The sequence below is a fragment of the Peterkaempfera bronchialis genome (assembly GCF_003258605.2).
Lineage (GTDB): Bacteria > Actinomycetota > Actinomycetes > Streptomycetales > Streptomycetaceae > Peterkaempfera > Peterkaempfera bronchialis.
In genome coordinates this window covers 6,057,850-6,082,701 of record NZ_CP031264.1, presented here as the reverse complement: position 1 = coordinate 6,082,701, position 24,852 = coordinate 6,057,850, and the positions used below count along the sequence as shown (strand labels likewise).

The window sequence follows — 24,852 nt, the reverse complement described above, 5'->3', positions numbered from 1 at the left end:
CGTATGAGGCCGGATGCGGCACGTCCCGAAGACCCGGCCACCTAGACCTTCGGAGCATCGATGCCTCGACCGCACGAGCCGCGCCGGTCAACGGCGGCGCTTGTCGTAGCCCTGTCCGTACTGGCCACCGGCTGCGCCGCCTCGGCGACGGCCCTCGAAGCGCAGCCCACCGCGCAGCACCGGCCCACGGCACAGCACCGGCCCACCGCGCAGCACCGCCCGGTGGCCCGGCCCTCCGCCCCGGTACCGCAGACGACCTTCGCCTCGCCGCATGGGCTGCCGATCACCGTGAAGGAGATCGCTCCTGACGCACAGCCCGCCGACCTCCAGGTCGTCACCCTCTTCAACGCGGCCTCGCACCAGGCGTTCACCGGGTCGATGACGGAACTCGACAAGCGCCTGGGCGGCACGCTCGGCTCGGTGCGCGGCCGGGGGCAGTTCCGGGCCGCCGCCCTGGAGACGCTGGTGCTGACCCCGCCGCCGGGGGCCCTCGCCGCCCGGCGGCTGCTCATCGTCGGCCTGGGCGACGCCAGGCGGGCGTCGCTGAGGCTGCTGGCCGATGTGGGCGCGGTGGTCGCCCGCGAGGCGGTACGGATGCGGGCCGCCACGGTGTCCTTCGCACCCACGCTCCGCGACCAGAACTTCTCCCGGCTGGGCACCGACCAGGTGGCGGCGGCGGTGATGGGGGGCGCGATCCTCGCCTATGACACCGAGGCCCGCTTGCAGCGGCAGGGCCTGGCGCCCTGCTTCGCCCTCAAGCACTGGTACTACGAGGCCGGTGCCGCCTACTACTCCGGCGTGGTCGCCGCGGTGGGCCCGGCGGTGAAGACGGCCAGCGCGACGGTGGGCCGCCGCAGCGCCGCACCCTTCGGCACGACCGGCCCGACGGCCGGCGGCTGCCGCACCTGACCCCCACCGGGGCGGCGGCGGCTGCCCCGGCCTCCCCGCCCTGGAGTGGACCCGTGATCAACACCATGCCGGTGGGCGGAATCGTCCCCGACCCGAGCGCCCGGGAACCGGCCGACCTGGTCCTCCGCAACGGCCGCGTGCACACCGGCGATCCGGCCCGGCCGTCCGCCGCAGCGGTCGCCGTCCGCGACGGCCGGATCGTCCGGGTGGGCGACGACCAGGACATCGCCTGCTGCGTGGGGCCCGGGACCCGGGTGGTCGACGCGCTCAACCGGCGCGTCATCCCCGGTCTCAACGACTCGCATCTGCATGTGATCCGCGGGGGCGTCAACTACCTCCTGGAACTGCGGTGGGACGGTGTCCCCTCGCTGCGCACCGCCCTGTGGATGCTGCGCGAGCAGGCCGGGCGCACGCCCAGCGGCCAGTGGGTGCGGGTGGTGGGCGGCTGGACCGGCGAGCAGTTCGCCGAACGCCGCCTGCCCACGGTCTCCGAGCTGAACGCGGCTGCCCCGGACACCCCGGTCTTCGTCCTGCACCTGTACCAGTCGGCGATCCTCAACCGGGCCGCCGTACGCGCCATCGGCCTCACCAAGGAGAGCGTGCCTCCCCCCGGGGGCGAGATCGTCCGGGACCACTCCGGGGAGCCCACCGGTGTGCTGCTGGCCTCGCCCGCCGCCGGACTGCTGTACTCCTCGCTCGCCAAGGGCCCCCGGCTGTCGGACCGGGAGCAGATCGACTCCACCCGCCACTTCCTGCGGGAGCTCAACCGGTTCGGCCTCACCAGCGCGATCGACGCCGGGGGCGGCTTCCAGAACTTCCCCGAGAACTACGCGGCGGTGATGGCCCTCGCCGAGCAGGGCCTGCTCACCCTGCGGATCGCCTACCACCTCTTCCCGCAGACCGCCGGTCAGGAGCTGGACGACCTGCGGCGCTGGATCGGCACGGTACGGCCGGGCGACGGCGACGCCTGGCTGCGGCTGAACGGCGCCGGGGAGAACCTCGCCTGGTCGCCTGCGGACTACGAGAACTTCACCGAGCCCCGGCCGCTGCGCCCCGGGCAGGCCGACAGCGAACTCGAAGCTGCGGTGCGGCTGCTGCTGGACAACGGTTGGGGCTTCCGTCTGCACGCCACCTATGAGGAGACCATCCGGGCCGACCTCGGGGTCTTCGACAAGGTGGCTGCGGACGGCGGGTTCCCGCGCGGGGTGCCCTGGTTCTTCGACCACGCCGAGACGGTGTCGCAGGAGAGCCTGGACCGCATCGCCGCGATGGGCGGCGCCCTCTCCATCCAGAACCGGATGATGTTCCAGGGCAGCGCCTTCGCCGACCGCTATGGCGCGGCCCGCGCGGGCGGCGCACCGCCGATCCGGCAGATGCTGGACCGCGGCCTGCTGGTGGCGGCGGGCACCGACGCCACCCGGGTCTCCAGCTACAACCCCTGGCTCTCCCTGGAGTGGCTGGTACGCGGCCGCACCGTGGGCGGCCGTCCGCTGGCGTCGCCGGAGAACCGGGTCGACCGGGCGACGGCACTGCGGATGTACACCGCCGCCGGCGCCGAACTCAGCGGCGAGGGTGACGTCAAGGGCGTCCTCAGGGAGGGCCACTACGGCGACCTGGCGGTGCTCTCGGACGACTACTTCTCGGTGCCGGAGGAGGACATCTCCCATATCGAGTCGCTGCTGACCGTCGTCGGCGGCCGGATCGTCCACGCCGCCGGTGAGTTCGAGGGCCTGGCCGCACCCCTGCCCGCGCTGGAGCCGTCCTGGAGTCCGGTCGCCCACTTCGGCGGGTACCACCGGACGCTGCCACCCAGCACGGCCTCCGGAGTCCGCCAGGCGCGGGCCGTGGTCGAGGCCGCGGCCGAATCCGAGGAGCACCGCCAGTGGCGGGTGGCACGGGGCTTCGCCGGGGACGGCTCCCCCGCCGCCGAACTCTTCGACTCCTGCTTCGTCCTGTGACCCCCGCGCCGCATCTCTCCCACCACCCCGACCGAACGGAAGGCGAGACCTCATGGTGAACATCGCAAGCGTGCGGGCCGACCCCGCCAAGACGCTGCTCAGTCCCGACGACAGTGTGGTGCTGCTGGTCGACCACCAGCCCCAGATGTTCTTCGGCACCACCAGCGCCGACCGGGCCGACATCATCAACGCCACCGTGGGCCTCGCCAAGGCGGCCCGGGTCTTCGGCGTACCGGTCGTGCTGACCACGGTGGCCTCCAAGACCTTCTCCGGTCCGCTGCTCCCGCCGCTGGCGGAGCTCTTCCCCGACACCCAGCCCATCGACCGCACCACCATGAACTGCTGGGAGGACCCCAGGGTGGTGGAGGCCGTCAAGGCGACCGGCCGCTCCAGGATCGTGCTGGCCGGACTGTGGACCGAGGTGTGCGTCGCGCTCGCCTCGCTCTCCGCCGTGGATCAGGGCTATGCGGTGTACGTCTCCACCGACGCCTGCGGCGGGGTGTCGGTCGAGGCGCACCAGAACGCGGTCAAGCGGATGGTGCAGCACGGCATCGTGCCGGTGACCTGGCTGACCACCCTGCTGGAGTGGCAGCGCGACTGGGGCCGCACCGAGACCTATGACGCCGTCATGGAGGTCGTCGAGGCCCATGCCGGGGCCTATGGGCTGGGAGTGGTCTACGCCCACGCGATGTTCGACCAGACCGCCCGCTGATCCGGCGGTGATCGTCCGGAACAGCGCGCTGGAGTTCCTGCTGGCGTTTGTGCTGCTCTTCGCCGTGGTCACGATCGTGCGCTGGGTCGCGGGGCCCTCGCCCGTCTCCGCTGATCGGGGCGGCGATCGTCCTGCTGGGCACCCCCTCCCTCGCTAGCGCGGCATCCGGAGGGGGCCGGGCCGGACGGTGTCGACACCGTCCGGCCCGGCCCCGGGGACGGCGCACCGATGCCCTGGGTGCGCCGTCGGCGGCCCGGCCTGTCCCCTGGCCGCTGGGCCGCCGAGTCGGGCGGGGGCTTGGTCAGCCCTGGGCGGCCGTGGAGGCGGCGGCGGCCTTCTCCTCGGTGGGCTGCTCCGGGCTCTGGGCCGTACGCAGCGGGACCTCCTTGATGAACGCCATGGCGACCAGGGAGAGCAGCGCGATGGGCGCGGCGATCAGGAAGATGTCACCGGAGGCGTGCCCGTACGCGGACTCGACCACACGGGCGATGGGGGCGGGCAGGGTGTGCACATCGGGCAGCGAGCCGCTGCCGCCGCCGGTCGTGACGCCCAGGGCGGTCAGGCCGTCGGCGGTGTAGGTCTTGACGTGGGCACCGAGGACCGCGCCGAGTGCCGAGACCCCGATGGCGCCGCCCATGGTGCGGAAGAAGGCGACCACGGAGCTGGCGGCGCCCAGTTCGTGCATGGGCACGGTGTTCTGCACGGCGAGCACCAGGTTCTGCATCGTCATGCCGACGCCGGTGCCGACCAGGAACATATAGACGCCCAGCAGGACCAGCGAGGTGTCCGCCCGGACGGTGCCCATCAGGGCGAAGCCCACGGTGAGCAGCGCGCCGCCGATCAGCAGATAGCGCTTCCAGCGCCCGGTGGCGGTGATCAGGCGGCCGACGACGGTCGAGGAGAGGAAGAGTCCGGCGATCATCGGCAGCGTCATCACACCGGAGATCGTCGGCGACTTGCCCCGGCTGATCTGGTAGTACTGGCTGAGGAAGACGGTGGCGCCGAACATCGCCGTACCGACCGCGAGGCTGGCCACCACCGACAGGGTGACAGTGCGCTCGCGGAAGAGGTGCATCGGGATGATCGGCTCGGCGGCGCGCAGTTCCACCAGGACGAAGAGCACCGCCAGCAGCACCGCGCCGCCGACCATGGCGGCGGTCTGCCAGGAGCCCCAGGCGAAGCTGCTGCCGGCCAGCGAGACCCAGATCAGCAGCAGGCTGACCGCCGCGCTGACCAGCACCGAGCCGAGGTAGTCGACCGTGACCTCGCGCCGGACCACCGGGAGCTTGAGGGTGCGCTGGAGCACGATCAGGGCGGCGACGGCGAACGGCACGCCGACGTAGAAGCACCAGCGCCAGCCGAGCCAGGAGGTGTCCACGATGACGCCGCCGAGCAGCGGGCCGCCGATGGTGCCGATGGCCATGACCGCGCCGAGGTAGCCGTTGTACTTGCCGCGCTCGCGGGGCGGGATCATCGTCGCCAGGATGACCTGGGCCAGCGCGGTCAGTCCACCGGCGCCCAGGCCCTGCACCACCCGGCAGCTGATCAGCATGCCGGTGTTGTGGGAGAGTCCGGCCAGCGCGGAGCCCGCGATGAAGACCGCCAGGGAGAGCTGGATCAGCAGCTTCTTGCTGGTCAGGTCGGCGAGCTTGCCCCAGATGGGGGTGGAGACGGTGGTGGCCAGCAGGGTGGCGGTGACCACCCAGGTGTAGGCGGACTGGCTGCCGTGCAGGTCGGTCACGATGCGCGGCAGCGCGTTGGAGACCACGGTGCTCGACAGGATCGCCACGAACAGGCCGAGCAGGAGACCGGAGAGGGCCTCCATGATCTGCCGGTGTGTCATGGGCGCCGCCGAGTCGGGGGCCTCCGTCTCCGACGGTGCTGTGGCGGGTTGCTGGGCCACGTTGGGATTCCCTTCGTCCCGCCGGGGTCGGCGGGTGTGCGGTGATGGTCGGTCGGGGCGGTGCGGCCGGGGTGGGCCGGGGCGGGCGGTGCGGTCAGCGGGGCGCGGTCTGCGGGAGCGCGTCTGCGCCCTCGACCTCCCCGCGCAGGGCCGCCGTCGGGCGGAGCGGGGCGTGCGCCAGCTCCTGGCGCAGCCGGCCGAGCAGAGCGGCCAGCGCGTCCAGGTCGGCCCGGTCCCAGGTCGCCGTGGCGTCGGCCAGCTGCCGGACATGGGTCCGGCTGACCTCCGCGACGACCTCGCGTCCGGCGTCGGTCGGGCTGACCAGGCAGGAGCGCCCGTCGGTGGGGTTGGGTCGGCGGACGGCCAGGCCCAGCTGCTCGATGTGGGCCAGCTGACGGCTGACCACCGACATGTCGAGGCAGAGGTGTTCGGCGAGTTCGACCACGCGCATCTCCCCGTGTCGGTTCAGTACGCCGAGCATGGCCACGCCGGCTTTGGTACCCGGCGAGACCGGGCGGTCCAGTTGGCGGCGGAGCAGGGTGATGGCCTTGAGCTCCTCCGAGAGCTCGGCCAGGACTCGCTTCCTCGTCATCGAACAACTCCCACTTTGGTTGCCTGAGGCAACCATACCAGTGGTTGCCCGAGGCAACGATCAGGAGGGAAGCGTTCCCATGTGTTCCCGGTCACTTCCGGCCACTTCCGGTCACTTCCGCTTGCGGCCGACCGATCGCAGCCGGACATGCCGAAGGCCGCACCCCGGTCTCCCGGGGTGCGGCCTTCCGCCGCGCGTCAGGTCAGGGGGTGAACCAGGCCATGCTGAGCAGCGCCGAGACCGCCATGGCCACGGCTCCCGCGATCCCGATGGTCAGCGCCTTGTGCCGCCGCATCTGCGCCCGCAACCGCAGATGCAGCGACTCCGCCGACTGCTGCCGCCGCGCGGGGCTGCTCCGCCGCCCGCGCGGGGCGGCCCGGCGGGTGCCGGAGGCCGGCGCCTGGCGGGCGGCCGGGGCCTGGCGACCGCTCCTCGGCAGTGCGTACACCGTCGCCGCCCCGGCTCCGGCGGGCGCCGCCGCCTGCTGCGCACCGCCGCGCCAGGCCGGGGTGGAGAACCAGTCGGCCACCTCCTGGGCGGCGGGCCGCTGCTCGGGCTGCTTGGCCAGCATCCGCAGCAGATAGCCCTCGAAGGCGCCGGGCAGTTGCGGGCACCGCCAGGACGGCGGCGCCGGCTCGGTGCCCACATGGAGATGGAGCACCCCGGCGGCGGTGTCCGCCTGGAACGGGGGCTCGCCGACCAGCAGTTGATAGAGGACGCAGCCGAGCGCATACACATCGGAGCCGGGCCCGGCGGGCCGCCCGAGCGCCCGCTCGGGGGCCAGGTACAGGCTGGTGCCCACGATCTGGCCGACGCCGGTGAGCGCCGCCGAGGCGTCGTCGGCGAACCGGGCGATGCCGAAGTCGGCGATCTTGACGGTCCCGTCAGTGCTCCGCATCAGGTTGCCGGGCTTGATGTCGCGGTGGATCACCCCCTGGCGGTGGGCGGCGGCCAGCCCGGCGGCCCCCTGCGCGGCGACATCGGCGACCCGGTCCAGCGCGAGCGGGCCGTGCGCCTCCAGCTCCTGGGCCAGGCTGATGCCCTCGACCAGCTCCATCACCAGGTAGAAGCGGTCGTGCCAGGCACCGAAGTCGAACACCGTCACCACCTGCGGGTGGTGCAGCCGGGCGGCCGTCTGCGCCTCCAGGCGGAAACGGGCCGCGGCCTCCTCGTCGGAGTCGCCGGCAAGCATCAGCTTGACGGCCACCGGGCGGCCCAGGACCTCGTCGTGCGCCCGCCAGACCTCGCCCATCCCGCCGCGGCCGATGGCCACGTCCAGCCGGTACCGATCTGCCACCAGCACCCGGATGCCTCCTGACTCCACTTCCGCCGGCTCGACAGCCGCGGGCCTGTTGACCCCGAAGACGGCCACCAGGGCGCGGCGGGGTGCCGCGGCGATCTTCAGCGTACAGACCTTCGAGGGTGGTTCCGTCCGCGCGGCTCCCCCGGAGGCCGTCCGCCGGGTGCGGTGGCGTCGTTCACCTCGGCGGCGGCGAGGCTGCGGCCAGGCGGGCGCTGATCCAGGGCAGCACGGTGGCGTACATTCGCTGCCAGGTACCGAAGTTGTGGCCGCCGCTGGCCAGCAGCAGCGTGCTGACCTTGGTCGGAAGGCGGGCCGACCGATGGAACCGCTCGATGTCGGCGGGCTTGCTGTAGTGGTCCTGGAGGGTGGTGGCCAGGAAGAGCGACACGGCGGGGTGGCTGTGGCGGATGATCTGCTGGGGGCTGTTGAGGGCGCGCAGCGCGGGGTCGGGCAGCGCATCGGGGTCTCCGTCCAGGGGATCCGGGGACATCGCAGCCCCGGTGGCGAAGATGTGCGGGTATTGCAAGGGGAGTTTGACGGCGCAGAAGCCTCCGGTGGAGAGGCCCAGCAGCGCCCGGCCACGGGCGGTCGGCAGGGTGCGGAAGCGCTGGTCCATCAGGGCCGGGACGTCCTTCGCCAGCCAGGTCGCGGTCCTGATCGCGCCCACGTCGCTGCAGTCCGTGTTGACCCGGCCCGGGTCGATGGTCGGGATCGCCAGGATGAACGGGCGGACGCGGCCCTCGGCCAGCAGGTTCTGCACCGCCCGGGGCATGCCTCCGGCGTCGATCCAGGACTCCGGGGAGCCGGGGATGCCGTGCAGCAGCGTCACCACCGGGAACCGGGTGTTCCGGTACGCGGGCTGGTCGTACTGGGGCGGCGTCCACACCAGGACCTGCCCGGCGAGCTTGGAGGCGGAGCCGTGCACATAGGTGTGCAGCACCCCGCGCGGGCCCCGGGTGAAGGTGGCCGAGCGGATCGGCGGACCGGCCATCGGACCGGTGGTGAGCGAGGCCCCGCTGTTGGTGCCGAACAGATCCGACCAGGAGGTGTAGAGACCGAAGCTGTTGTTGATCCACACCGCCACCACGGCGACCGCGATCAGCTGGCAGAGCGCCACCATCAGCAGCCGGCCGAGCACGGCCACCGCGCGCGGCCCCGGGATGCGCGGAGCGACCACGGCCGTGGCCGCCACCGCCAGGATGCAGAGGACGATCAGCGTGGCGAAGAAGGCACCCCCGGTCAGACTCATCCGACGGCCGCTCCCCCGCCGGTCCGGGCACCCCCGGAGCAGGGCAGGCGGCCGGCCGGTGCGGGCGGCCCGGGGTGCGTGTACGGCATGGACCCATCGAAACCCGGACCGCCGCTCTTCGCATCATCGAACGCGCCCGGCCCTCCCGATTGCCTCTCATTGAGAGCTAAAATGGCGGAGTGGCCTCCGTGGACCTTCCCACCGAGCTGTCGGGTCTCCTCTCCGGTATCCAGCGGCTGCTGCGGCGCCGACTGCGGCACGGGCTGACCGGACCGCCGCTGCGGGGTGCCCAGGTGGAGCTGCTGCGCCTGGTGGAGGCCAACCCCGGACTGCGGGTGTCCGCTGCGGCCAGGGAGCTCCGATTGGCGGACAACTCGGTCTCCACCCTGGTCAACCAGCTGGTGGCGGCCGGGCTGCTGGTACGCGAGACCGACCCGGCGGACCGCAGGGCGGCCCTGCTGCGGCCGGCCCCGGAGGCCGTCGCCAGGCTGCGTGCCTGGGAGGACCGGCGGACCGCCCTGATCAGCAGGCAGGTGGCCCGGCTGCCCGAGCAGGACCGGGCCGCGCTGACTGCCGCACTGCCGGCCCTGCGGCGGCTCGCCGCGGGGCTCCACGAAGAGGTGGAGGCGCCATGAGCACACCGTCCGGATCCACCGCCGACCCGCCCGCCGGGACGGACGCGGTCAGCTGCACCGGTCTGGAATACTCCTTCGGCGGTACCAGAGCCGTCGACGGGGTGGACCTGTCGGTCACCGAGGGAGAGGTCTTCGGCCTGCTCGGCCCCAACGGCGCGGGCAAGACCACCGCTATCCGCGTCATCACCACCCTGCTGCCGGTCCCCGCCGGGATGGTCAGGGTCTTCGGCCGCGACGCCGCCCGGCAGAAGATGGCGGTGCGGCGGCTGCTCGGCTACGTACCGCAGCAGCTCTCCGCCGACTCCGCGCTGACCGGGCGGGAGAATGTCTCGCTCTTCGCCCGGGTCTTCGACATACCCCGCCGCGAGCGGGCCGAGCGCGTCGCCGAGGCGCTGGAGGCGGTCGGGCTGACCGAGGTCGCCGACCGGATGGCGGCCACCTACTCCGGCGGCATGGTCCGCCGCCTCGAACTGGCCCAGGCGCTGGTCAGCGCGCCCCGGCTGCTGATCCTCGACGAGCCCACGATCGGCCTGGACCCGATCGCCCGGACCAGCGTCTGGGAGCGGATCACCGAGGTCCGCGCCGCCACCGGGATGACCGTACTGGTCACCACCCACTACATGGACGAGGCCGACCAGTACTGCGACCGGGTCGCGCTGATGCACCTGGGCCGGATACGGGCCCTGGGCACCCCGGAGCAGCTCAAGGCGGAGCTGGGCCGGGCCGAGGGCAGCGACCGGCAGCCCACCCTGGAGGACGTCTTCCGCCACTTCGCCGACAGCGGCCTCGACAACCTCGGAGGAGAGGACTTCCGCGATGTCCGACGCACCCGCCGCACCGCCTCGCGCGTCGGCTGAGTCCACCTCGGCCGCACCCCGGCTGCTCTTCGTCCCGCCACGGGCCCGCCCCGCCTGGCGGCTGGTCCTGGCCCGGGTCGGCGCCATGTGCGTGGTGGAGTTGCAGAAGCTGCGCCACGACCGGACCGAGCTGTACACCCGCGCGGTGCAGCCGGCCCTCTGGCTGCTGATCTTCGGCGAGACCTTCACCAGGATCAGGGCCATCCCGACCGGCGGCATCCCCTATCTGGACTACCTGGCGCCGGGGATCATCGCCCAGTCGGCGATGTTCATCGCCATCTTCTACGGCATCATGATCATTTGGGAGCGGGACTCCGGCGTCCTCACCAAGCTGCTGGTCACCCCGACACCCCGGGCGGCGCTGGTGGCCGGCAAGGCGTTCGCTGCCGGGGTCAAGTCGATCGTCCAGGCGGTGGTGGTGATCGCCATCGCCGCGCTGCTGGGCGTCGCGCTGACCTGGAACCCGGTGCGGCTGCTCGGCGTGGTCGCCGTGGTGCTGCTCGGCTCCGCCTTCTTCTCCTGCCTCTCCATGACCATCGCCGGGATCGTCCTCACCCGCGACCGCCTGATGGGCATCGGCCAGGCCATCACCATGCCGCTCTTCTTCGGCTCCAACGCCCTCTACCCGGTGGCCCTGATGCCCGGCTGGCTCCAGGCCGTCAGCAAGGCCAACCCGCTGAGCTACCAGGTGGACGCCCTGCGCGGGCTGCTCCTCGGCATCCACGCCCATCTGGCCCTCGACTTCGGTGTCCTGGTCCTCGCCGCCGCCGTCGGCATCACCTCCGCCTCCGCCCTGCTGGGCCGCCTCGCCCGCTGACCGGGCGGGGTCGGATCGGGTCCGGGCCGGGTCGGGCCGGGTCGGGTCGGGTCGGGTCGGGTGCCTGTTAGCCGATGCGCTGGACGACGGTGACCCGGCCCTGGTGGAAGACGGTCTGGTAGGTGGCCTGCGGGTGGTACGCCCGTCCATAGGCGGGCCCGTCGAGGGCGAGGTCGTCGGATTCGATGAGGATGTACTGCGGTGGCACCGCGACGGACCCGCCGGGCCAGTAGACCCGGCAGCGGGCGGCCAGATGGGCCAGCGGGCGGTTGGCGGCCTCCACGGTGGCCCCGTCGGGGATGACCCGTACGGCGGCGCGCAGCTCCGCGGCCTGCTCACCGCCCTGGTAGGTGGCGGGTTCCACGAGGTCCGAGAGGGGCAGCGGTGCGGCGACGGTACAGGTCGCGGCTATCGCCACCATGGCGGTCACCCCGTTGCGGGCCCAAGAGCGCATCCAGCGGCGGGGGGAGAGGTCGCAGCGGTTGAGGCCGTCCACGGCGGCGAGGAAGAGCACCGGCATCAGCACGGCGGAGTAGTGCCAGTCCCGGCCCCAGTAGGTGGCGTTGTCGGAGGCGAACCGCCAGGCCAGGGTGGGCAGCACCAGGATGGTGAGCGGGGAGCGCAGGCAGAGGAAGGCCGTCGCGCCGACGAGCCAGCCGACCGTCGTCCACACGGTGTGCCGGGTCACCATGGAGCGGGCGAGGTCCCACCAGTCGAGGGACTGGCCGCCGGTGCCGGGGAGCTTGGTCCAGTAGTCGAAGCTGCCCGCCGTGTTGAAGTGGGGGATCCACCACCACAGGGCGCACGCGGACCAGGCCAGGCCCAGGACGACCAGCAGCGGCCCCAGCCGCCATCGGCGGTTGATCAGCAGCACCGCGCCGACCGCCGCCACGGTCAGCCCCATGTCCTCCTTGACCAGCAGCAGCGGCAGGCACCACCAGGCGGCCTCCTCCCAGTTGCGGAGCAGCAGCTGCCGGGCGACCACCGCGATCAGCGGGACGCCGAAGGCGATCTCGTGGAACTGGAAGTCCACCGCCCTCTGCAGGCCCCAGGAGAGGCCGAAGGCGCCACCGACGAGCAGACCCCGGGTGAGGCCGAGGAGCCGGGCGGCGGTCTCCGAGACGATCCCGATGGACCAGGAGAACAGCCCTGCCTGGAGCACCAGCAGCATCACCGGGGAGGGCCACACCCGCCACAGCGGTCCGAGGACGGCGAGGATCGGGGACCAGTGGTCGCCGAGGATGGCGTACCCGTCGCCCTTGATGGTCACCACGGGGATCTGCCGGGCCGCCCAACCCCGGGCGACCTGCACAAAGATGCCCAGGTCCCAGGACTGGTCGTCGAACCGCTGGTAGCGGGCGAGGGCTATCACGCAGAAGACGGCCATGAACCCGGCGCCGAGGGCCGCATGCGGCCACCACGCCCAGCGGGCCGGGCCTTGGCGCGCGGTGTCGTCCCCGTCCGGCACCGCCGGTCGGCTCCTGGACGGCAGCAGGCGGCGGAGCGCGGGCACAACGGCGGTCATCGGGTCCCCCAGGACAGCCCAGGTCAGTCAACTCGGTCGCCGCACCGTACCGCTCAAGAGTGATACTGCGCCGCCCTGTTGACGCATAAACGCCATGGACACGTCCGATCGGTTGCTCGGGGTCAGGGGCGTCGGGACCTCGGACCCCAGCACTATCGTCTTAACTTAGGTTAGCCTTCCCTATACTGGTCTCGGCGGTGCGCCGGCGCCGTAGCAGAGAGAGGACCAACGTGACCACGGCGACTCGCGACCCCGTCGACTCCCGGGACCCCGAGCGGGCGTCAGCACCGCTGGCGGCCGAGGACGTCACGCTGCGGTACGACCACCGCGTGATCGCCGAAGGGCTCTCGGTACGGGTCCCCGACCGCTCCTTCACCGTCGTCATCGGCCCCAACGCCTGCGGCAAGTCCACCCTCCTGCGGGCCTTCGCGCGGCTGCTCAAGCCGACCGCCGGAGCGGTCATGCTGGACGGCCGGGCCATCACCGCGCTGCCCACCAAGCAGCTGGCCCGGCGCATCGGGCTGCTTCCGCAGTCCTCCACCGCGCCCGAGGGCATCACCGTGGAGGACCTGGTGGCCCGGGGCCGCTACCCGCACCAGGGGCTGCTACGGCAGTGGTCTCCGCAGGACGAGCGGGTGGTGGCCGAGTCCATGGCCGCCACCGGCGTCGCCGAGCTGGCCGAGCGCAGCGTGGACGAGCTCTCCGGCGGCCAGCGGCAGCGGGTCTGGCTGGCGATGGCGCTGGCCCAGGAGACCCCGCTGCTGCTGCTGGACGAGCCGACGACCTATCTGGACATCGCCCATCAGGTCGAGGTACTGGACCTCTGCGCCCGGCTGCACGAGGAGCAGGAGCGGACCCTGGTGGCCGTACTGCACGACCTCAACCAGGCCGCCCGCTATGCCACCCATCTGATCGCGATGCGCGACGGGCGGGTGGTGGCGCAGGGCGCCCCGGGCGACATCGTGACGGCGGAGCTGGTGGAGGAGGTCTTCGACCTGCCCTGCCGGATCATCGAGGACCCGGAGAGCGGCACCCCGCTGGTGATCCCGGCGGCCCGCCGGCGGGCCCGGGGGACGGTGTGACGCTCGGTCCGCTGCGGCTGCCCGCCGGACCGGGCCCCGGGGTGCCCGGCGGTCCCGAGGGGGTACGGCGGGCGGCTGCCTCGGACGCGGCGGCGCTGCACCGGCTCTCCGAGCGGTTCGTGCGATCCGGTGCGCTGCGGCGCCGTCCGCCGGAGCTGTATGCGGCCCGGGCGGGCGAGTTCCTGGTGGTGGACGGCCCGGAGGGCGGGGCGCCGGTGGGGTGTGTCGCGCTGCGGACATACCGGGAGGGGGTGCGGCGCACCGATGCGGTGCTCTACAACTTCTGCGTGCTGGCGGACTGCCAGGGGACCGGTGTCGGCTCCCGGCTGCTGACGGCCGCACTGCTGGAGGCCGCCGCCCGGTCGGCGGCCGAGGTCTTCACGGCCACCACCGGCGGCGCGGAACTCTTTCTGCGCTGCGGCTTCCGGGAAGTACCGGCCGAGCGGGCACCGCAGGAGTGGGCACGCGCCCTCGACCCGACCCGCGGCTCCCGCGTGTACGCCCGGCGACCCCCCGCCCTGCCGCACTAGCCGGCCCAGCCGGGCCAGACGATCCCTGTCGCTGCCGCCCGCGGCGCCGCCATCCGGCAACAACTCCTCGGACTTCCCGCCCCCGTCGTCGCGGACGCCCTCGGCTACCACGACAAGACCACCAGCCGCCTCCTCGGAGAGAGCGGCGGGGAACGTCGTCCTCGTCGGTGAACGCCGGCTCTTCGACGAAGGGCCTGAAGACCTCCGGAACCTCGTCGATCACTCCCGGCCAGGGCTCGCCATCGTTGCCGTACGGGCTCATCGGTGCTTCGTGGTCGAAGCCGCGGACATAGGCACCGGTCGCCGAGAACACGATGGAGTACTCGTCCCCTGACCCGTTGCGCATCGACGCCAGCTCCTCACCGTCGGCCCAGCCGGCATTGAAGGAGTAGTACCGACCTTCCCAGTCCGGGCTCAGGATCGCGTCGAGCATCGCCAGCGGCACAGGTTCCACAGGTCGGCGTTGGAAGGGAACCGGCGAGCTACGTCGTAGACAGTCACGTGCTCATCCAACCGGATGCCCCTGACACCCAGACTCTTCCCCAAGGCTGTCACGCTCAGTAGCAGTGCCGGAGTCAGGTGGGTCAACTCGCGACGGTTGCATACGCGAGCCCACCAGTATCAGCACCCGGTGCCGGCGGCAGGCAGCTACCCGCGCGCGAGGCGGGCTGCGACCGGCCGTCGGGCTGCCCCCATGTTCATGACGTTTCAGCGGAGGTAGGTGAGGGCCAGAGCTCCCCCGCTCTGGCCCTCGGTGGTTGGTCAGACGACCGTGGTGGTCCTAGGCCCAGATGACGCCGCCCTGCGCGCCGCCGGCGATGCGGACGTTGGTGCCGAAGGCGGTGCAGTAGGCGTAGGACCAGCGTCCGCTGTTCGTGGTGACGCCCCGTGCGTCCTGGCCGTTGGAGCACCGGACCTTGGCGTAGTAGGGGTTGGCGCTGTTGCAGGACACGCCGAAGGTGTTCTCGTCCTGCCACGTCGTGCAGGTGGCGGCGCTGGCGGGGGGCGCGGCCACCACGGTGAGGCCGCCGACGGCCAGGGCGGCGGTGGCGAATGCGCTGGCGAGAGTGCGCTTCATTGTGGTCACTCCGTTTCAGGTGGATGGGTGGGACGGAGAGCACGCTGCCGAACCAGGCTTGGGCAGACATTGCGTAAACCTTGAATCGCCTGGTCGCCAGGGTGTGGGGGCTCGGCGGATCCGCCGGGCGGGAGCGACGCGGGAGAGCGGGAGGAGGGGCGGCATCCGACCGGCCAGTGGGCGTACGACTCCCTTGAGGACTTCGAGGCCGCCAACGTCCCGGCCGACGCACAGCAGCGAGGGAAGCGAGCGACCGGCACGGCAGGACCGCGCAGGGCGAGGACCGAGCAGCCGGTTTTGGAGATGCGTGCCGGCGGAGTCCATCTGGTGGTGACGGGCGGCCGGCGGTGTATGGCGCACGTGCTGTCCGGTGTGGTGGGTGCGTCGCTGGTGCACTGGGTGGTGCGGCTGTGGGCGATGCTGCGGTGATTTGCGGCAGCGGTCACCCGACTATCCGGCCGGTGGGCAGCAGTGAGGGCCGGAGCGAGGTGCTTCCGGCCCTCGGCAGTCCTGGCGCTACCGGCGGCGGTGGCGGCCTCTACCTGGGCGCAGGAACCGGACGGTGTGCAGGCTCATGCTGAGGCCGGCCGTTACTGCGGAGAGGATCTGCCCGGCGGTCACGGCGACGGCGACGGCGACGGCGACGGCGGCGGTCTGCAGAAGGTTGTGAGCGTGGGGCAGGGGGTGCATGAGCACGGGCGGTCCTTCGGGAGAGAAGAGGCTCTGTCGCCTCTTGGCTCTCTTGGAAGTGCCTCAGACAGGGGGCGGGGAGCTCCACTGGAGCCGCGCAGCCACCTTTCAGCGTGAGAAGGGGTATGCGACCACCACCACAGAATCCGCCGGGCCGCGGTGTGGACGAGCGTGATTTTGACGCCTTCTACACCGCGAGCGTCGGCCGGCTCGTCGGCCAGTTGTACGCGATGACAGGTGACCTGGCTGAGTCTCAGGACGTGGTGCAGGAGGCGTTCGCCCGGGCCTGGGAACGCTGGGCCGAGTTGGACCTGAACGGTGCCCCCGAAGCGTGGGTGCGCACGGTGGCCTGGCGGCTGGCGGTCAGTCGGTGGCGGCGGGCGCGCACCGCGCTGGCCTTCGCCCGGCGGCAGGGTCCGCCCGCCGCCGTACCGCCGCCGGAACCGCACCACGTGCTGCTGGTCCAGGCACTGCGGCGGATCCCCGAGGCGCAGCGGCGGGCCGTGGTGCTGCATCATCTGTGTGATCTGCCGGTGGAGCAGGTGGCTGCCGAGACCGGTTGCCCCGTCGGCACGGTCAAGGCGCACCTGAGCCGCGGACGGGCGGCGCTGGCACGCCTGCTGGCCGATACGGAGCTCGATCTGCGGACGACCCGGCTGCCGGAGGTGCGGCATGGCTGACAGGACAGAACTGGAGCGGCGTCTGGAGCGGAACCTGGCCGGGCTCGCCGAGTCGGGCCGGCAGCAGGTGATGCCGCTTGCCGCGCACCGGGTGCGGGCCCGTGGTGAGCAGCGCATGCGCCGCCGACGGGCGGCTGTGGCGTTCGGCGGCGCGCTGCTGGCGGTCGCTGTGCTGGTGGGCGGTCTGTCGCTGTTCCGAGCCGCCCGGGTGCCGGAGCCGGCCGCGATCGTGCCAGCGCCGACCGTTTCAGGCTTCGTACCGCCGTCGCCTGCACCGGGCGAGCAGTACGCCAGTGAACTGGGCTACGTGTACGGCGCGGTGGCGCAGGGCGACCTGGTGCGGGTCACCGTCGAGCAGCTCCGTACCGTCCGGGGGACCGCGGTGCCCACGGGTGTGGTGCACACGCTGACCCTGCCGCGGTGGACGCTGGTGGAAGCACGGCGGCTCTCCGGCGCGTCCCCTGCGGATATGCGGCTGGACCAGTTGGTGAGCCGGCTGGCTGCCGGGCCGCGGTGGATGTTCGCGATCGACTATGACAGCGAGGGCCGGGTGGAGTCCTTGCGGGAGACCGACTGAGGCCGCCGCCGCATTCACGGCATCGAGGTGCAACCCAGCGGCGGGCCAGGGCGTAGAGCTCATGTATCCCGACCGCATCCGATCCGATGGGACCTTGCCGTGCTCACTTCTCGCCGCCGAACCGGCGCCCTTCCTCTGACCGCTCTCGCCTTGACCGCTCTTGCCCTGACCGCTCTTGCCCTGACCGCATGCACCGGCAAGGGCGGCGAAGGGCAGGCGGACGCCGTTGCCTCGGCAACACCGGTGACGGCTTCAGCGTCGGCGTCCGGCCAGGCCGCCGTGCCGACCCCGCCCACCGCGACGACCGCGCCCGCCGCGCCCGGCGAGGGCACCGCCCCGGCCGGCACGACGCGCTGGGCCGGTACCAAGCAGTTCATGCAGATACGCGAGGGCTGGATCAGCGGCGGACGGACCTACCTGTCAGTGCGGACGGCCCGGAAGGTGGCCGCCACGGGCCCGCACGAGGCGTGGTTGATCATCCCCGGCGAAGGGCCCTACACCACGGTGCTCATGGCCACAGACGCCCGGGTGCTGCTGTCGGTCCCGCTGGGCGACAACTCCGCCCCCTCCCCCTACTCCCAGGCCGAGTTCGTCAACCGGCTGATGTCCGAGCCGAGCTCCTCCCGCTCGGGGCTGGGGTACGACCTCAGCTTCGACGGGAAGGGCCGGGTGACCAGGTTGCAGTCGCTGTACACCTCCTAAAGCCGGCGCGGACAGGGGTGCGGTCATGGTCGGCGGTTCGGGCGCTCGTAGCAGCGGGCGAGCGGGTGGAAGGCGTTCTGCCAGGCGTGGGTGCGTTCGACGTGCCGGCGCTGACTGGCCTGGATGGGCGCCTTCTCGCCTCTGTGCGCGATACGGCCGTGAAGGCCGCGTTCGTTGAGCAGGGTGCGGGTCTGGTCGGAGTCGTAGCCGGCGTCCGGGTGGACGGTGATGTCGTCGGGCAGCGGACCCACCGTTCCCGCGCCAACTGCCCACCGGCGCACCGGCGATACCACCGCCCTGGCCGCCGACCGATCCGGGCATCGGCGCTCCGCCCTGTCGGGCCTGTCCGCTGCGGGCCGGCCCGCAGTCAGGCAATCTCGTCGAGAACGTCCCGGACAATCGGAACGGAGTCGAAACGGCCGAGGTGCGTCCGCAGGTCCGCCAGCGTGCCGCTCCCCCGGGACGAGTTCACCCGACCCAGGCAGCGCACGGCACGTGACGCGGCAGAACAGGCGTCCTCCATCTCACCCAGACCCAGGTGCGCCTCCGCCGCTCGGACGTAGTAGATGGCCGCCGCCCGCGGGTATCCGTCGCGTCGTACGCGGCGGCGTCCGTGGCGCGGCGGAAGTAGCTGATCGCCTGACGGTGGTCGCCCTGCGACAGAGCCGAGGAGCCTGCGATGCTCAGCAGCTCGGCCTCGCTGACCCAGTAGGTGAAGGCCGGGTCATCGTCGTGCGGGCCTTGGGCGTATGCGTCGAAGGCAGCGTTGATGGCACGGATGCACGCCGCGCGGTCTCCACCGGTCTTGGAGAAGGCGCGGGCCTGACGGGCGTGGAGCATGGCCTGCATCCGCGGTGTGGCGACGGCACGGGTACGGGAGTGTGCGGCGTCGAGCATCTTCACGGCATCGCGGGGGCGGTCGGTGGAGTACGCCTGGATGGCCGCGTAGCTCAGGGCATGGGCGCCGGCAATGTCGTCGCCGGCGCCGGCGGCTGTGCGCAGGGCGGTGAGGTAGTGCCTGCGTGCCGTGGTGTGGTGTCCGGTGTCGTAGGCGAGCCAGCCGCAGATCCGGGATGCCTCGGAGGCGGCGGAGAAGAGGCTGTTCATGGTGGCCTGGCTGTAGGAGCCGGCGGTCAGAAGATCGGTGATCAGTTGCAGCTCGGCCTCGGCAAGGGGCCGGAGCTGTCCGGAGCCGAGTTGGTCGTCCAGGCGGCGCAGGGCGTCCAGGCGGGTGTGCAGGGCGCCGGCAACGGGCGCGGTGATCCGTCGGCCTGCTGCGGCGTCGGGCAGCCGCACGTCCCATGGCCGTACGGTCCCCGACGAACACGTCCTCGTTGAACACAGCCTGCTCGTCGCCCACGAACTCACCGACGCAGTCCGGCACGTCCCCCCGGCTACTCGATCCGAGGAACCCATGAGCCTGTTCAGCGGCACCGCCGACTACTACCGCCAGTACCGCCCGGGCATCCCCGAGGAGGTCGCATCCGTCCTCGACCAGGCCGTCGCACCCACCGAGCCCCGCCGGCTGCTGGACATCGGCACCGGCACCGGACTGGTCGCCGAAGCCCTGCTCGGCCGGTTCGACGACATCATCGCCATCGACAACGACCCCGACATGCTCAAGGGCGCCGAGGCGGCTCTCCGGCCCCAACTCCCCGACGGGGCCAGTCTGTCGCTCATCGAGTCGACGGCCGAGAACTTCAGGCCCCCGGTCGGCTGGCGCGCCGACCTCGTGACGATCTGCCGGGCCTTCCACTGGCTCGACCAGGCCACCGTGCTCGCCCGCCTCGACGACCAGGTCGCCCCCGGCGGTGCCGTCGCCATCCTCGGCGACAACAGCTTCTGGGCCGCCGACAGCCCCTGGAAGCAGTCCGTGCGCGCGGTCGTCCAGAGCTTCCTCGGCGAGGAACGGCGCGCTGGCGACAGCACCTTCAAGCACCACGACCGGCCCTACAGCGAAATCATGGAGGAGTCACCCTTCAACCGGGTCGAGGAGATCCGGGTGCCGGTCCACCGGACATGGAGCACCGACAGCATCCTCGGCTACCTCTACTCCACCAGTTTCGCCGCACCGCACCTCTTCGTAGGCCGCCTCGGCGAGTTCGGGGCGGCGGTGGAGAGCGCCCTCGCCCAGCACAGCACCGAGGACGCGTTCCCGGAGGACAACGAGTTCCTCATCCGCATCGGGCGGCGGGGCACCGAGTGACAGGGGTCGGCAGCCCAGCCACCCGCCAGTACGGACGGCTGGCCGCACCTCCGGTCCCGAAAGCACTGCAGGACCGTCTTGCCCCGCTCATGAGCGATGGGCGAGTCTCGGAACTGCACCACCGGATCTCGGCGCTGGGCAGCGCCGCCTGACAGCAGGAGTAACAGCATGACCAACGACGGCCGCTACTTCCGCGAGGCATGGATCGCGGGCGTGACCAGGCACTACCCCGGCGAGCCCAAGCCCGGCTACATCGCGCCGTGGGAGGAGACGCCCGACTGGGAGCGCGCGTGCGCCGCCGCCGTCTACGGGCAGGTCCGCGACTTCGTCCAGGTGTCCGCCGGCAACACCGCGAAGCTCTCACGCGAGCAGAAGGGCCGATTCGTCGCCCTGTGCTGGACCGCACAGATCCACAAGCACATCGAGGACCCCAAGCCCGGCTACGTCGCAGACTGGGACGAACTGCCGAAGTGGCAGCAGGAGACGGACGCCGACATCTTCGAACAGATCGAGCAGACGGTCTAACCCAGAGAGCACCGTCCACAGGTCACTTCACGTACTTGCCGTGAGCGTCCCACGGATCCTCGCATGGGACGTATGCCTGGATCCGCCGACAGCATCAGCCTGTCGGCGCCGCTTGACCCCCAGCGCAGGGCGTCGGCCGTGGCGGGAGCGGCGGGGCTATGGGGTGAGGGGGGTCGGTTCGTCGGCGGTGTGGCCGGGCCAGGCGGCCCAGAGGGCGGCGTAGCGGCCGCCGGCGGCGGCCAGTTGGTGGTGGGGGCCCTGCTCGACGATGCGTCCCGCGTCGAGGACGACCACGCGGTCGGCGGTGACCGCCTGGGCGAGGCGGTGGGCGACCACCAGGGCGGTGCGGCCGCGCAGGATCTCGCGGGCGGCGGCCTCCAGCGTACGGGCGCCGTCGCTGCCGGCTTCAGCCGCCGCCTCGTCCAGGACGGCGACCGGCGGGTCGGCCAACGCCAGCCTGGCCAGGGCGAGTTGCTGGGCCTGGACGGGCGTCAGCCGGGTGCCGCCCGCGCCGACCACGGTCCGCAGTCCCTGCGGCAGGGCCTGCACCCACGGCAGGGCTCCGGCCTGGTCGAGTGCCGCGAGCAGGTCCGGCTCGGCGGCGTCCGGGCGGGCGGGCAGCAGGTTGTCGGCGAGGGTCCCGGCGAACACATGGGTGTCCTGGTCCAGCAGCAGCACCGAGGGCCGGTCGGAGCCGATGACGACCTCCCCGGCGGTGGGCGGGTGTACCCCGGCGACGATCCGGGCCAGGGTGCTCTTGCCCGCCCCGCTGGTACCGACGAGCGTGACCAGTTCCCCGGGTGCCAGCCGCAGGTCGATGCCGTGCAGTACCGGATGGCCGGGCCGGTACGCGTGGTGCACCCCGGACACCCGTACCGGGGGCGGGTCCTGGGAGCGGCGGACGGCCGGGGTGCCCGAGGGGTCCGGGACGGTGAGGTCGTCGGCCGGGACGAGGTCGGCCACGCCCACCAGGCGGGCCAGTCCGGCGCCCGCCTCCTGGGCCCGGGCGACCAGGGCCAGCAGCAGGTTCACCGGGTCGAAGAGGCGGGTGAAGAGCAGCGCCGCCGCAGTCGCCTCGCCCACCCGGGCCTGGCCGGAGCGGACCAGGTGGAACCCGGCCACCAGGATCAGTCCCAGCCCGATGAACTCGGCGACATTGAGCCGGCCGAAGAACTTCGACCGCATCGCGGTCGCCCGTACCGCGAAGCCCAGGGCGGTGCCGGACCGCTCGGCGACCCGGCGGGTGTGGTCGCCGCCCAGCCGGAACGCCCGGACCGTCTCGACCCCGCCCACCGACTCCAGGATCTGCCGGGTCCGCTCTCCCCCGGCGACCCGCTCGGCCGCGTACAGCGGACCGGAGTGGCGCAGATACCAGCGCAGCGCGGCGGCCTGGACGGGCAGCGCACACAGCCCGGCCAGCGCGAACCGCCAGTCCAGGGCGGCGAGTCCGAGCACCGTGAAGCCGATGGTCAGCGCCGAGCCCGCCAGGTCCGGGAGCACGCTGCGGACGGCGGCGGCGACCAGCGAGGCGTCGTCGCCGACCCGCGCCGCCAGATCTCCGGTACCGGCCTCCTCGATGCGGCGGGCGGGCAGCGCCAGGACGCGGGCGACCACGCGTTCGCGCAGCCGGGCGAGGGCGGTCTCGCCGACCTGGGCCACCAGGGCGCGTCCGGCGGCGGCCAGCGCCGCCTGCACCGCTGCGGCGGTCAGCAGTACGGCGGCGGCCATGGCCACCTCTCCCGTACCGCCGCGCCGCTGCACGGTGTCGACGATCCACCCCAGCGCCAGCGGCCCGACCAGACCGGCGGCGGCCTCGGCCGCGAAGACCAGGGCGGCCAGCAGGGCGAGTCGGCGCTGCGGGCGGACCAGTTCGGCGGCCAGCCGCCGGGTGCGGGACGGCGTGGCCGTGGGGAGCAGGACGTACTCGTCGCCGGTCACCGGAGCACCGCCGCCTGGTACCGCGAGTCCTGGGCGGCGAGCCGGTGGTGCGGGCCGGCGGCGGCCACGGCCCCGCCGTCGAGGAGCACCACGCGGTCGCAGGCGGCCAGCAGCGTCGGCGAGGAGGTCACCACGACGGTGGTGCGGCCGGCGCGCAGCGCCCGTATGCCGTCGGCGATCCGGGCCTCCGTCACGGTGTCGATGGCGCTGGTGGGTTCATGGAGGACCAGCACCGGGGGCTCCGCCCGCAGGGCTCGGGCCAGGGCGACCCGCTGGCGCTGACCGCCGGAGAGGAAGGCGCCCTGCTCCCCGAGCCGGGTGTGCAGGCCGTCGGGAAGGCTCTGGGCCAGTTCGTCGGCTGCGGCGGCGGCCAGCGCCCGCCGGTCGGCGACCCCGACCAGGTCGGCCGGAACGGCTCCGGGTGGCGTGGAGGTCGGCGGGGTTGAGGCGGAGGGCGGCGGGGTTGGGGCAGGGGTCGGTGGGGTTGGGGCGGAGGTCGGCGCGGTTGAGGCGGAGGTCGGCGCGGTTGAGGCGGAGGTCGGTGGGGTCGGGGCGGAGGTCGGTGGGGTCGGGGCAGAGGTCGGCGCGGTTGAGGCGGAGGTCGGCGCGGTTGAGGCGGAGGTCGGTGGGGTCGGGGCAGGGGCCTGCGGGGTTGAGGCGGAGGCCGACGAGATCGAGGCAGGGGTCGGCGGGGTTGAGGCGGAGAACGACGGGCTCGGGGCAGGGGTCGGCGCGGTTGAAGCACGGGTCGGCCGGGTTGGGGCGGAGGCCGACGGGCTCGGGGCAGGGGTCGGCGCGGTTGAAGCACGGGTCGGTGGGGTTGGGGCAGGGGTCGGTGGGGTCGGGGCGGGGGTCGGCAGGGTTGGGGCAAGGGGTGGGGGTGGGGGTGGCCGTCGTGGAGGTTGGCCAGGAGGGTGCCGTCGAAGAGGTATGGCTGGTGAGGTGCCACCAGGATTGCGGCGCGGGCTGCTTCGAGGGTGAGGTCGGCCAGTGGTGTCCCGTCGAGGTGGATGGAGCCGGTGGTGGGGGTCGTGTCGCCGGAGAGGCAGCCCAGCAGGTCGGCCGCCTCGGCGGGGTCGGGGGCGACCAGGCCGAGGTGTTCTCCCGGGGCGATGTCCAGGGTCAGGCCGTGCAGCCGTCCGTGGGTCAGGCCGTGGACGCTCAGGGCGCCGGTCACCGGTGCGGCCGGGGTGTGCGTCCCGCCGGAGACGGCGGGTGGGGCGTCGAGCAGGGCCACCGCCCGGCGGGCGGAGGCCCGGGCGCGGGCCAGGGCGGGTCCGACGGACATCAGGGACTGGGTGGGGCCGATGAGGAACTGGCAGAGTCCGGCGCAGGCGATCAGGTCGCCGAGGCCGATCCGGCCCTGCACCGCGAGGCGCCCGGCGACCAGGGCGACGGCGGTGACCAGGATTCCGGCGAGCAGCACCGCGCCCCCGTCCAGCAGGGCTTCGGCGCGGGCCGCCGCGACGGTGGCGCGCAGGCTGGTCCGGCTGGTCTCCCGGTACCGGTCGAAGGCCGGGCGCTCGGCCCGCAGGCCCTTGAGCACCCGTAGGCCGCCGACCAGGTCCACGGCGGTCCCGGCGGCGCGGGCGGCGGCGGCCTGCTCGGCGGCGCTGCGCCGTTCCAGGGGCTGCCCCAGCCGGTGCATCACGGCGAGGACCAGCGGGGTGCCGAGCAGGACGACCAGGCCGAGCAGGACGGACATCCGCAGCAGCAGGACGGCGCCCAGGGTGAGGGCGGCGACCGCTCCGGCGGCGGTGGTGAGGGTGGAGTTGAACCGGCCGACCTGCTGGGCGTCGGAGGTGACGACGGTCAGCAGGTCGCCCGGCAGCCGGTCGCGGTCGGCGCCGCCGTGGGGGGCCAGCAGCCGTCCGGCGAGCGCGACCCGCAGGGTGTGGGCGGCGCCCTCGGTGGCGCGGGTGGAGGCCCGGGAGCCGAAGCGGAAGCAGAGCGAGAGGGCGATGAAGTCCAAGCCCAGCAGGGTGAGCCAGAGCAGCAGCGAGCGGCCGGTGCCGCCGTCCACCGCGCGGTCCACGACCACGCCCACCAGCACCGGGACCAGGGCCTCGCAGCTCTGGTGGCCGACGATGAGCAGCGTTGCCGTGGTGAGCTGGGCGGCCTGTCCGCGCGCGGTGGCGGCCAGCAGCGCGTCCGGGCCGCGCTGCGGGGCGGCGGCGCCAGCGGGTCCGCCGTCCGTGCCCTGGTCCTCGGCGGTGCCGGAGGCGACGGACATGTGCGGTGGATCCTCTCTGCGGGGCTGGTCTGGTCTGCGGGGCCGGTCTGGTCTGCGGGGCCGGTCCGGCTCGTCCCGGCCGGGGGCGGGGTCGTCGTGTGGTGCCCTGGTCGACCCTAGGCAGCCGGACGGATTGTCGTACAGGAGATAG

The 24,852-nt window shown here is 73.0% G+C and carries 25 protein-coding genes and 2 pseudogenes; 15 read left to right on the top strand and 12 right to left on the bottom strand.

Annotation, left to right across the window (positions count from 1 at the left end; genetic code table 11):
* The first annotated feature begins 60 nt into the window (after positions 1-60).
* The 4 genes from C7M71_RS26130 to C7M71_RS30815 are packed head-to-tail and all read left to right on the top strand — an operon-like array spanning position 61 to position 3,736.
* Positions 61-909: a M17 family peptidase N-terminal domain-containing protein gene (locus C7M71_RS26130; protein ID WP_111493829.1), complete on the top strand. Its 849-nt coding sequence runs from the start codon at positions 61-63 to the stop codon at positions 907-909.
* 56 nt (positions 910-965) lie between these two features.
* A complete protein-coding gene (locus C7M71_RS26125) occupies positions 966-2,867 on the top strand; it encodes an amidohydrolase (protein WP_111493833.1) in 1,902 nt (633 codons plus the stop codon).
* Positions 2,868-2,919: 52 nt separating this feature from the next.
* Complete coding sequence (locus C7M71_RS26120; protein WP_111493827.1) at positions 2,920-3,579, top strand: hydrolase; 660 nt, start codon at positions 2,920-2,922, stop codon at positions 3,577-3,579.
* A 7-nt stretch (positions 3,580-3,586) separates the two neighbouring features.
* On the top strand, positions 3,587-3,736 hold the full coding sequence (locus C7M71_RS30815) for a hypothetical protein (RefSeq protein WP_162824385.1): 150 nt from the start codon (positions 3,587-3,589) through the stop codon (positions 3,734-3,736).
* A gap of 144 nt (positions 3,737-3,880) precedes the next feature.
* On the opposite strand, the gene C7M71_RS26115 is transcribed toward C7M71_RS30815, so the two are convergent.
* The 4 genes from C7M71_RS26115 to C7M71_RS26100 all read right to left on the bottom strand — a co-directional run bounded on the left by C7M71_RS26115 (position 3,881) and on the right by C7M71_RS26100 (position 8,626).
* Entirely contained in the window at positions 3,881-5,422 is a 1,542-nt protein-coding gene (locus tag C7M71_RS26115) for an MDR family MFS transporter (RefSeq protein WP_111493825.1), read from the bottom strand.
* A 154-nt stretch (positions 5,423-5,576) separates the two neighbouring features.
* A complete protein-coding gene (locus C7M71_RS26110) occupies positions 5,577-6,074 on the bottom strand; it encodes a MarR family winged helix-turn-helix transcriptional regulator (protein WP_162824384.1) in 498 nt (165 codons plus the stop codon).
* A gap of 202 nt (positions 6,075-6,276) precedes the next feature.
* Complete coding sequence (locus tag C7M71_RS26105; RefSeq protein WP_114914579.1) at positions 6,277-7,377, bottom strand: serine/threonine-protein kinase; 1,101 nt, start codon at positions 7,375-7,377, stop codon at positions 6,277-6,279.
* 175 nt (positions 7,378-7,552) lie between these two features.
* Positions 7,553-8,626 (bottom strand): alpha/beta hydrolase, encoded by a 1,074-nt coding sequence (locus tag C7M71_RS26100; RefSeq protein WP_111491863.1) that lies wholly within the window; start codon positions 8,624-8,626, stop codon positions 7,553-7,555.
* A 179-nt stretch (positions 8,627-8,805) separates the two neighbouring features.
* Between C7M71_RS26100 and C7M71_RS26095 the strand changes: the two genes are divergently transcribed.
* Genes C7M71_RS26095 through C7M71_RS26085 form a run of 3 tightly spaced genes read left to right on the top strand, consistent with a single transcriptional unit; the run spans position 8,806 to position 10,935 of the window.
* Positions 8,806-9,261 (top strand): MarR family winged helix-turn-helix transcriptional regulator, encoded by a 456-nt coding sequence (locus C7M71_RS26095; protein ID WP_111491864.1) that lies wholly within the window; start codon positions 8,806-8,808, stop codon positions 9,259-9,261.
* A complete protein-coding gene (locus tag C7M71_RS26090; protein WP_111491865.1) occupies positions 9,258-10,118 on the top strand; it encodes an ABC transporter ATP-binding protein in 861 nt (286 codons plus the stop codon). The genes C7M71_RS26095 and C7M71_RS26090 overlap by 4 nt, the downstream gene beginning before the upstream one ends.
* Entirely contained in the window at positions 10,078-10,935 is an 858-nt protein-coding gene (locus C7M71_RS26085; protein WP_111491866.1) for an ABC transporter permease, read from the top strand. The genes C7M71_RS26090 and C7M71_RS26085 overlap by 41 nt, the downstream gene beginning before the upstream one ends.
* Before the next feature lie 67 nt (positions 10,936-11,002).
* Here C7M71_RS26085 and C7M71_RS26080 read toward each other — a convergent pair whose 3' ends face one another.
* On the bottom strand, positions 11,003-12,460 hold the full coding sequence (locus tag C7M71_RS26080) for a DUF2079 domain-containing protein (RefSeq protein WP_111491867.1): 1,458 nt from the start codon (positions 12,458-12,460) through the stop codon (positions 11,003-11,005).
* Between the two features lie 230 nt (positions 12,461-12,690).
* On the opposite strand from C7M71_RS26080, the gene C7M71_RS26075 reads away from it, so the two are divergent.
* Together C7M71_RS26075 and C7M71_RS26070 are read left to right on the top strand one after the other, a co-directional pair.
* Positions 12,691-13,542 (top strand): ABC transporter ATP-binding protein, encoded by an 852-nt coding sequence (locus C7M71_RS26075; RefSeq protein WP_111491868.1) that lies wholly within the window; start codon positions 12,691-12,693, stop codon positions 13,540-13,542.
* Positions 13,539-14,072 carry a GNAT family N-acetyltransferase gene (locus C7M71_RS26070; RefSeq protein ID WP_265737678.1) on the top strand — a complete coding sequence of 178 codons (534 nt, stop codon included), beginning with the start codon at positions 13,539-13,541 and terminating at the stop codon, positions 14,070-14,072. The genes C7M71_RS26075 and C7M71_RS26070 overlap by 4 nt, the downstream gene beginning before the upstream one ends.
* Positions 14,073-14,853: 781 nt before the next feature.
* On the opposite strand, the gene C7M71_RS26060 is transcribed toward C7M71_RS26070, so the two are convergent.
* Complete coding sequence (locus tag C7M71_RS26060) at positions 14,854-15,150, bottom strand: hypothetical protein (protein ID WP_111491869.1); 297 nt, start codon at positions 15,148-15,150, stop codon at positions 14,854-14,856.
* Between the two features lie 303 nt (positions 15,151-15,453).
* On the opposite strand from C7M71_RS26060, the gene C7M71_RS32780 reads away from it, so the two are divergent.
* Positions 15,454-15,579: a hypothetical protein gene (locus tag C7M71_RS32780; RefSeq protein ID WP_265737677.1), complete on the top strand. Its 126-nt coding sequence runs from the start codon at positions 15,454-15,456 to the stop codon at positions 15,577-15,579.
* A gap of 87 nt (positions 15,580-15,666) precedes the next feature.
* Here the strand turns inward: C7M71_RS32780 and C7M71_RS26055 are convergent, their stop codons facing one another.
* The gene (locus C7M71_RS26055; protein ID WP_111491870.1) at positions 15,667-15,846 is read right to left on the bottom strand and encodes a hypothetical protein; all 180 of its coding nucleotides are present in this window, start codon (positions 15,844-15,846) and stop codon (positions 15,667-15,669) included.
* A 119-nt stretch (positions 15,847-15,965) separates the two neighbouring features.
* On the opposite strand from C7M71_RS26055, the gene C7M71_RS26050 reads away from it, so the two are divergent.
* From C7M71_RS26050 to C7M71_RS26040, 3 genes are all read left to right on the top strand, one after another.
* Positions 15,966-16,520 (top strand): SigE family RNA polymerase sigma factor, encoded by a 555-nt coding sequence (locus tag C7M71_RS26050; protein ID WP_111491871.1) that lies wholly within the window; start codon positions 15,966-15,968, stop codon positions 16,518-16,520.
* The gene (locus C7M71_RS26045; protein ID WP_111491872.1) at positions 16,513-17,097 is read left to right on the top strand and encodes a hypothetical protein; all 585 of its coding nucleotides are present in this window, start codon (positions 16,513-16,515) and stop codon (positions 17,095-17,097) included. The genes C7M71_RS26050 and C7M71_RS26045 overlap by 8 nt, the downstream gene beginning before the upstream one ends.
* A gap of 243 nt (positions 17,098-17,340) precedes the next feature.
* Positions 17,341-17,799: a hypothetical protein gene (locus C7M71_RS26040; RefSeq protein WP_229758916.1), complete on the top strand. Its 459-nt coding sequence runs from the start codon at positions 17,341-17,343 to the stop codon at positions 17,797-17,799.
* Here the strand turns inward: C7M71_RS26040 and C7M71_RS26035 are convergent.
* Both C7M71_RS26035 and C7M71_RS26030 read right to left on the bottom strand, forming a co-directional pair.
* Positions 17,744-18,050: pseudogene (locus C7M71_RS26035) on the bottom strand (transposase); the annotation flags it as partial. The gene C7M71_RS26040 and the pseudogene C7M71_RS26035 sit on opposite strands and share 56 nt — an antisense overlap.
* A 217-nt stretch (positions 18,051-18,267) precedes the next feature.
* The gene (locus tag C7M71_RS26030) at positions 18,268-19,095 is read right to left on the bottom strand and encodes a hypothetical protein (RefSeq protein ID WP_111491873.1); all 828 of its coding nucleotides are present in this window, start codon (positions 19,093-19,095) and stop codon (positions 18,268-18,270) included.
* Between the two features lie 118 nt (positions 19,096-19,213).
* Between C7M71_RS26030 and C7M71_RS26025 the strand changes: the two genes are divergently transcribed.
* Both C7M71_RS26025 and C7M71_RS26020 read left to right on the top strand, forming a co-directional pair.
* Positions 19,214-20,005 carry a class I SAM-dependent methyltransferase gene (locus C7M71_RS26025; RefSeq protein ID WP_111491874.1) on the top strand — a complete coding sequence of 264 codons (792 nt, stop codon included), beginning with the start codon at positions 19,214-19,216 and terminating at the stop codon, positions 20,003-20,005.
* 168 nt (positions 20,006-20,173) lie between these two features.
* Positions 20,174-20,530 (top strand): hypothetical protein, encoded by a 357-nt coding sequence (locus tag C7M71_RS26020; protein WP_111491875.1) that lies wholly within the window; start codon positions 20,174-20,176, stop codon positions 20,528-20,530.
* Between the two features lie 156 nt (positions 20,531-20,686).
* Here the strand turns inward: C7M71_RS26020 and C7M71_RS26015 are convergent, their stop codons facing one another.
* From C7M71_RS26015 to C7M71_RS33370, 3 genes and pseudogenes are all read right to left on the bottom strand, one after another.
* Positions 20,687-22,468, bottom strand: coding sequence for an ABC transporter ATP-binding protein (locus C7M71_RS26015; protein WP_229758915.1), 1,782 nt, complete (start codon positions 22,466-22,468; stop codon positions 20,687-20,689).
* A pseudogene (locus C7M71_RS26010) lies at positions 22,465-22,752 on the bottom strand (ABC transporter ATP-binding protein); the annotation flags it as partial. The pseudogene C7M71_RS26010 and the gene C7M71_RS26015, both read right to left, overlap by 4 nt.
* Positions 22,659-24,701 carry an ABC transporter transmembrane domain-containing protein gene (locus tag C7M71_RS33370; protein ID WP_456107175.1) on the bottom strand — a complete coding sequence of 681 codons (2,043 nt, stop codon included), beginning with the start codon at positions 24,699-24,701 and terminating at the stop codon, positions 22,659-22,661. The pseudogene C7M71_RS26010 and the gene C7M71_RS33370, both read right to left, overlap by 94 nt.
* Positions 24,702-24,852 lie beyond the last annotated feature (151 nt).

What these genes read in the sequence shown, in the direction of transcription:
- C7M71_RS26130 (WP_111493829.1), top strand. Translation starts at nt 61, where the DNA reads ATGCCTCGACCGCACGAGCCGCGCCGGTCAACGGCGGCGCTTGTCGTA.
- C7M71_RS26120 (WP_111493827.1), top strand. Translation starts at nt 2,920, where the DNA reads ATGGTGAACATCGCAAGCGTGCGGGCCGACCCCGCCAAGACGCTGCTC.
- C7M71_RS26115 (WP_111493825.1), bottom strand. Translation starts at nt 5,422, where the DNA reads ATGACACACCGGCAGATCATGGAGGCCCTCTCCGGTCTCCTGCTCGGC.
- C7M71_RS26110 (WP_162824384.1), bottom strand. Translation starts at nt 6,074, where the DNA reads ATGACGAGGAAGCGAGTCCTGGCCGAGCTCTCGGAGGAGCTCAAGGCC.
- C7M71_RS26100 (WP_111491863.1), bottom strand. Translation starts at nt 8,626, where the DNA reads ATGAGTCTGACCGGGGGTGCCTTCTTCGCCACGCTGATCGTCCTCTGC.
- C7M71_RS26090 (WP_111491865.1), top strand. Translation starts at nt 9,258, where the DNA reads ATGAGCACACCGTCCGGATCCACCGCCGACCCGCCCGCCGGGACGGAC.
- C7M71_RS26085 (WP_111491866.1), top strand. Translation starts at nt 10,078, where the DNA reads ATGTCCGACGCACCCGCCGCACCGCCTCGCGCGTCGGCTGAGTCCACC.
- C7M71_RS26080 (WP_111491867.1), bottom strand. Translation starts at nt 12,460, where the DNA reads ATGACCGCCGTTGTGCCCGCGCTCCGCCGCCTGCTGCCGTCCAGGAGC.
- C7M71_RS26060 (WP_111491869.1), bottom strand. Translation starts at nt 15,150, where the DNA reads ATGAAGCGCACTCTCGCCAGCGCATTCGCCACCGCCGCCCTGGCCGTC.
- C7M71_RS32780 (WP_265737677.1), top strand. Translation starts at nt 15,454, where the DNA reads ATGCGTGCCGGCGGAGTCCATCTGGTGGTGACGGGCGGCCGGCGGTGT.
- C7M71_RS26050 (WP_111491871.1), top strand. Translation starts at nt 15,966, where the DNA reads ATGCGACCACCACCACAGAATCCGCCGGGCCGCGGTGTGGACGAGCGT.
- C7M71_RS26045 (WP_111491872.1), top strand. Translation starts at nt 16,513, where the DNA reads ATGGCTGACAGGACAGAACTGGAGCGGCGTCTGGAGCGGAACCTGGCC.
- C7M71_RS26025 (WP_111491874.1), top strand. Translation starts at nt 19,214, where the DNA reads ATGAGCCTGTTCAGCGGCACCGCCGACTACTACCGCCAGTACCGCCCG.
- C7M71_RS26020 (WP_111491875.1), top strand. Translation starts at nt 20,174, where the DNA reads ATGACCAACGACGGCCGCTACTTCCGCGAGGCATGGATCGCGGGCGTG.
- C7M71_RS33370 (WP_456107175.1), bottom strand. Translation starts at nt 24,701, where the DNA reads ATGTCCGTCGCCTCCGGCACCGCCGAGGACCAGGGCACGGACGGCGGA.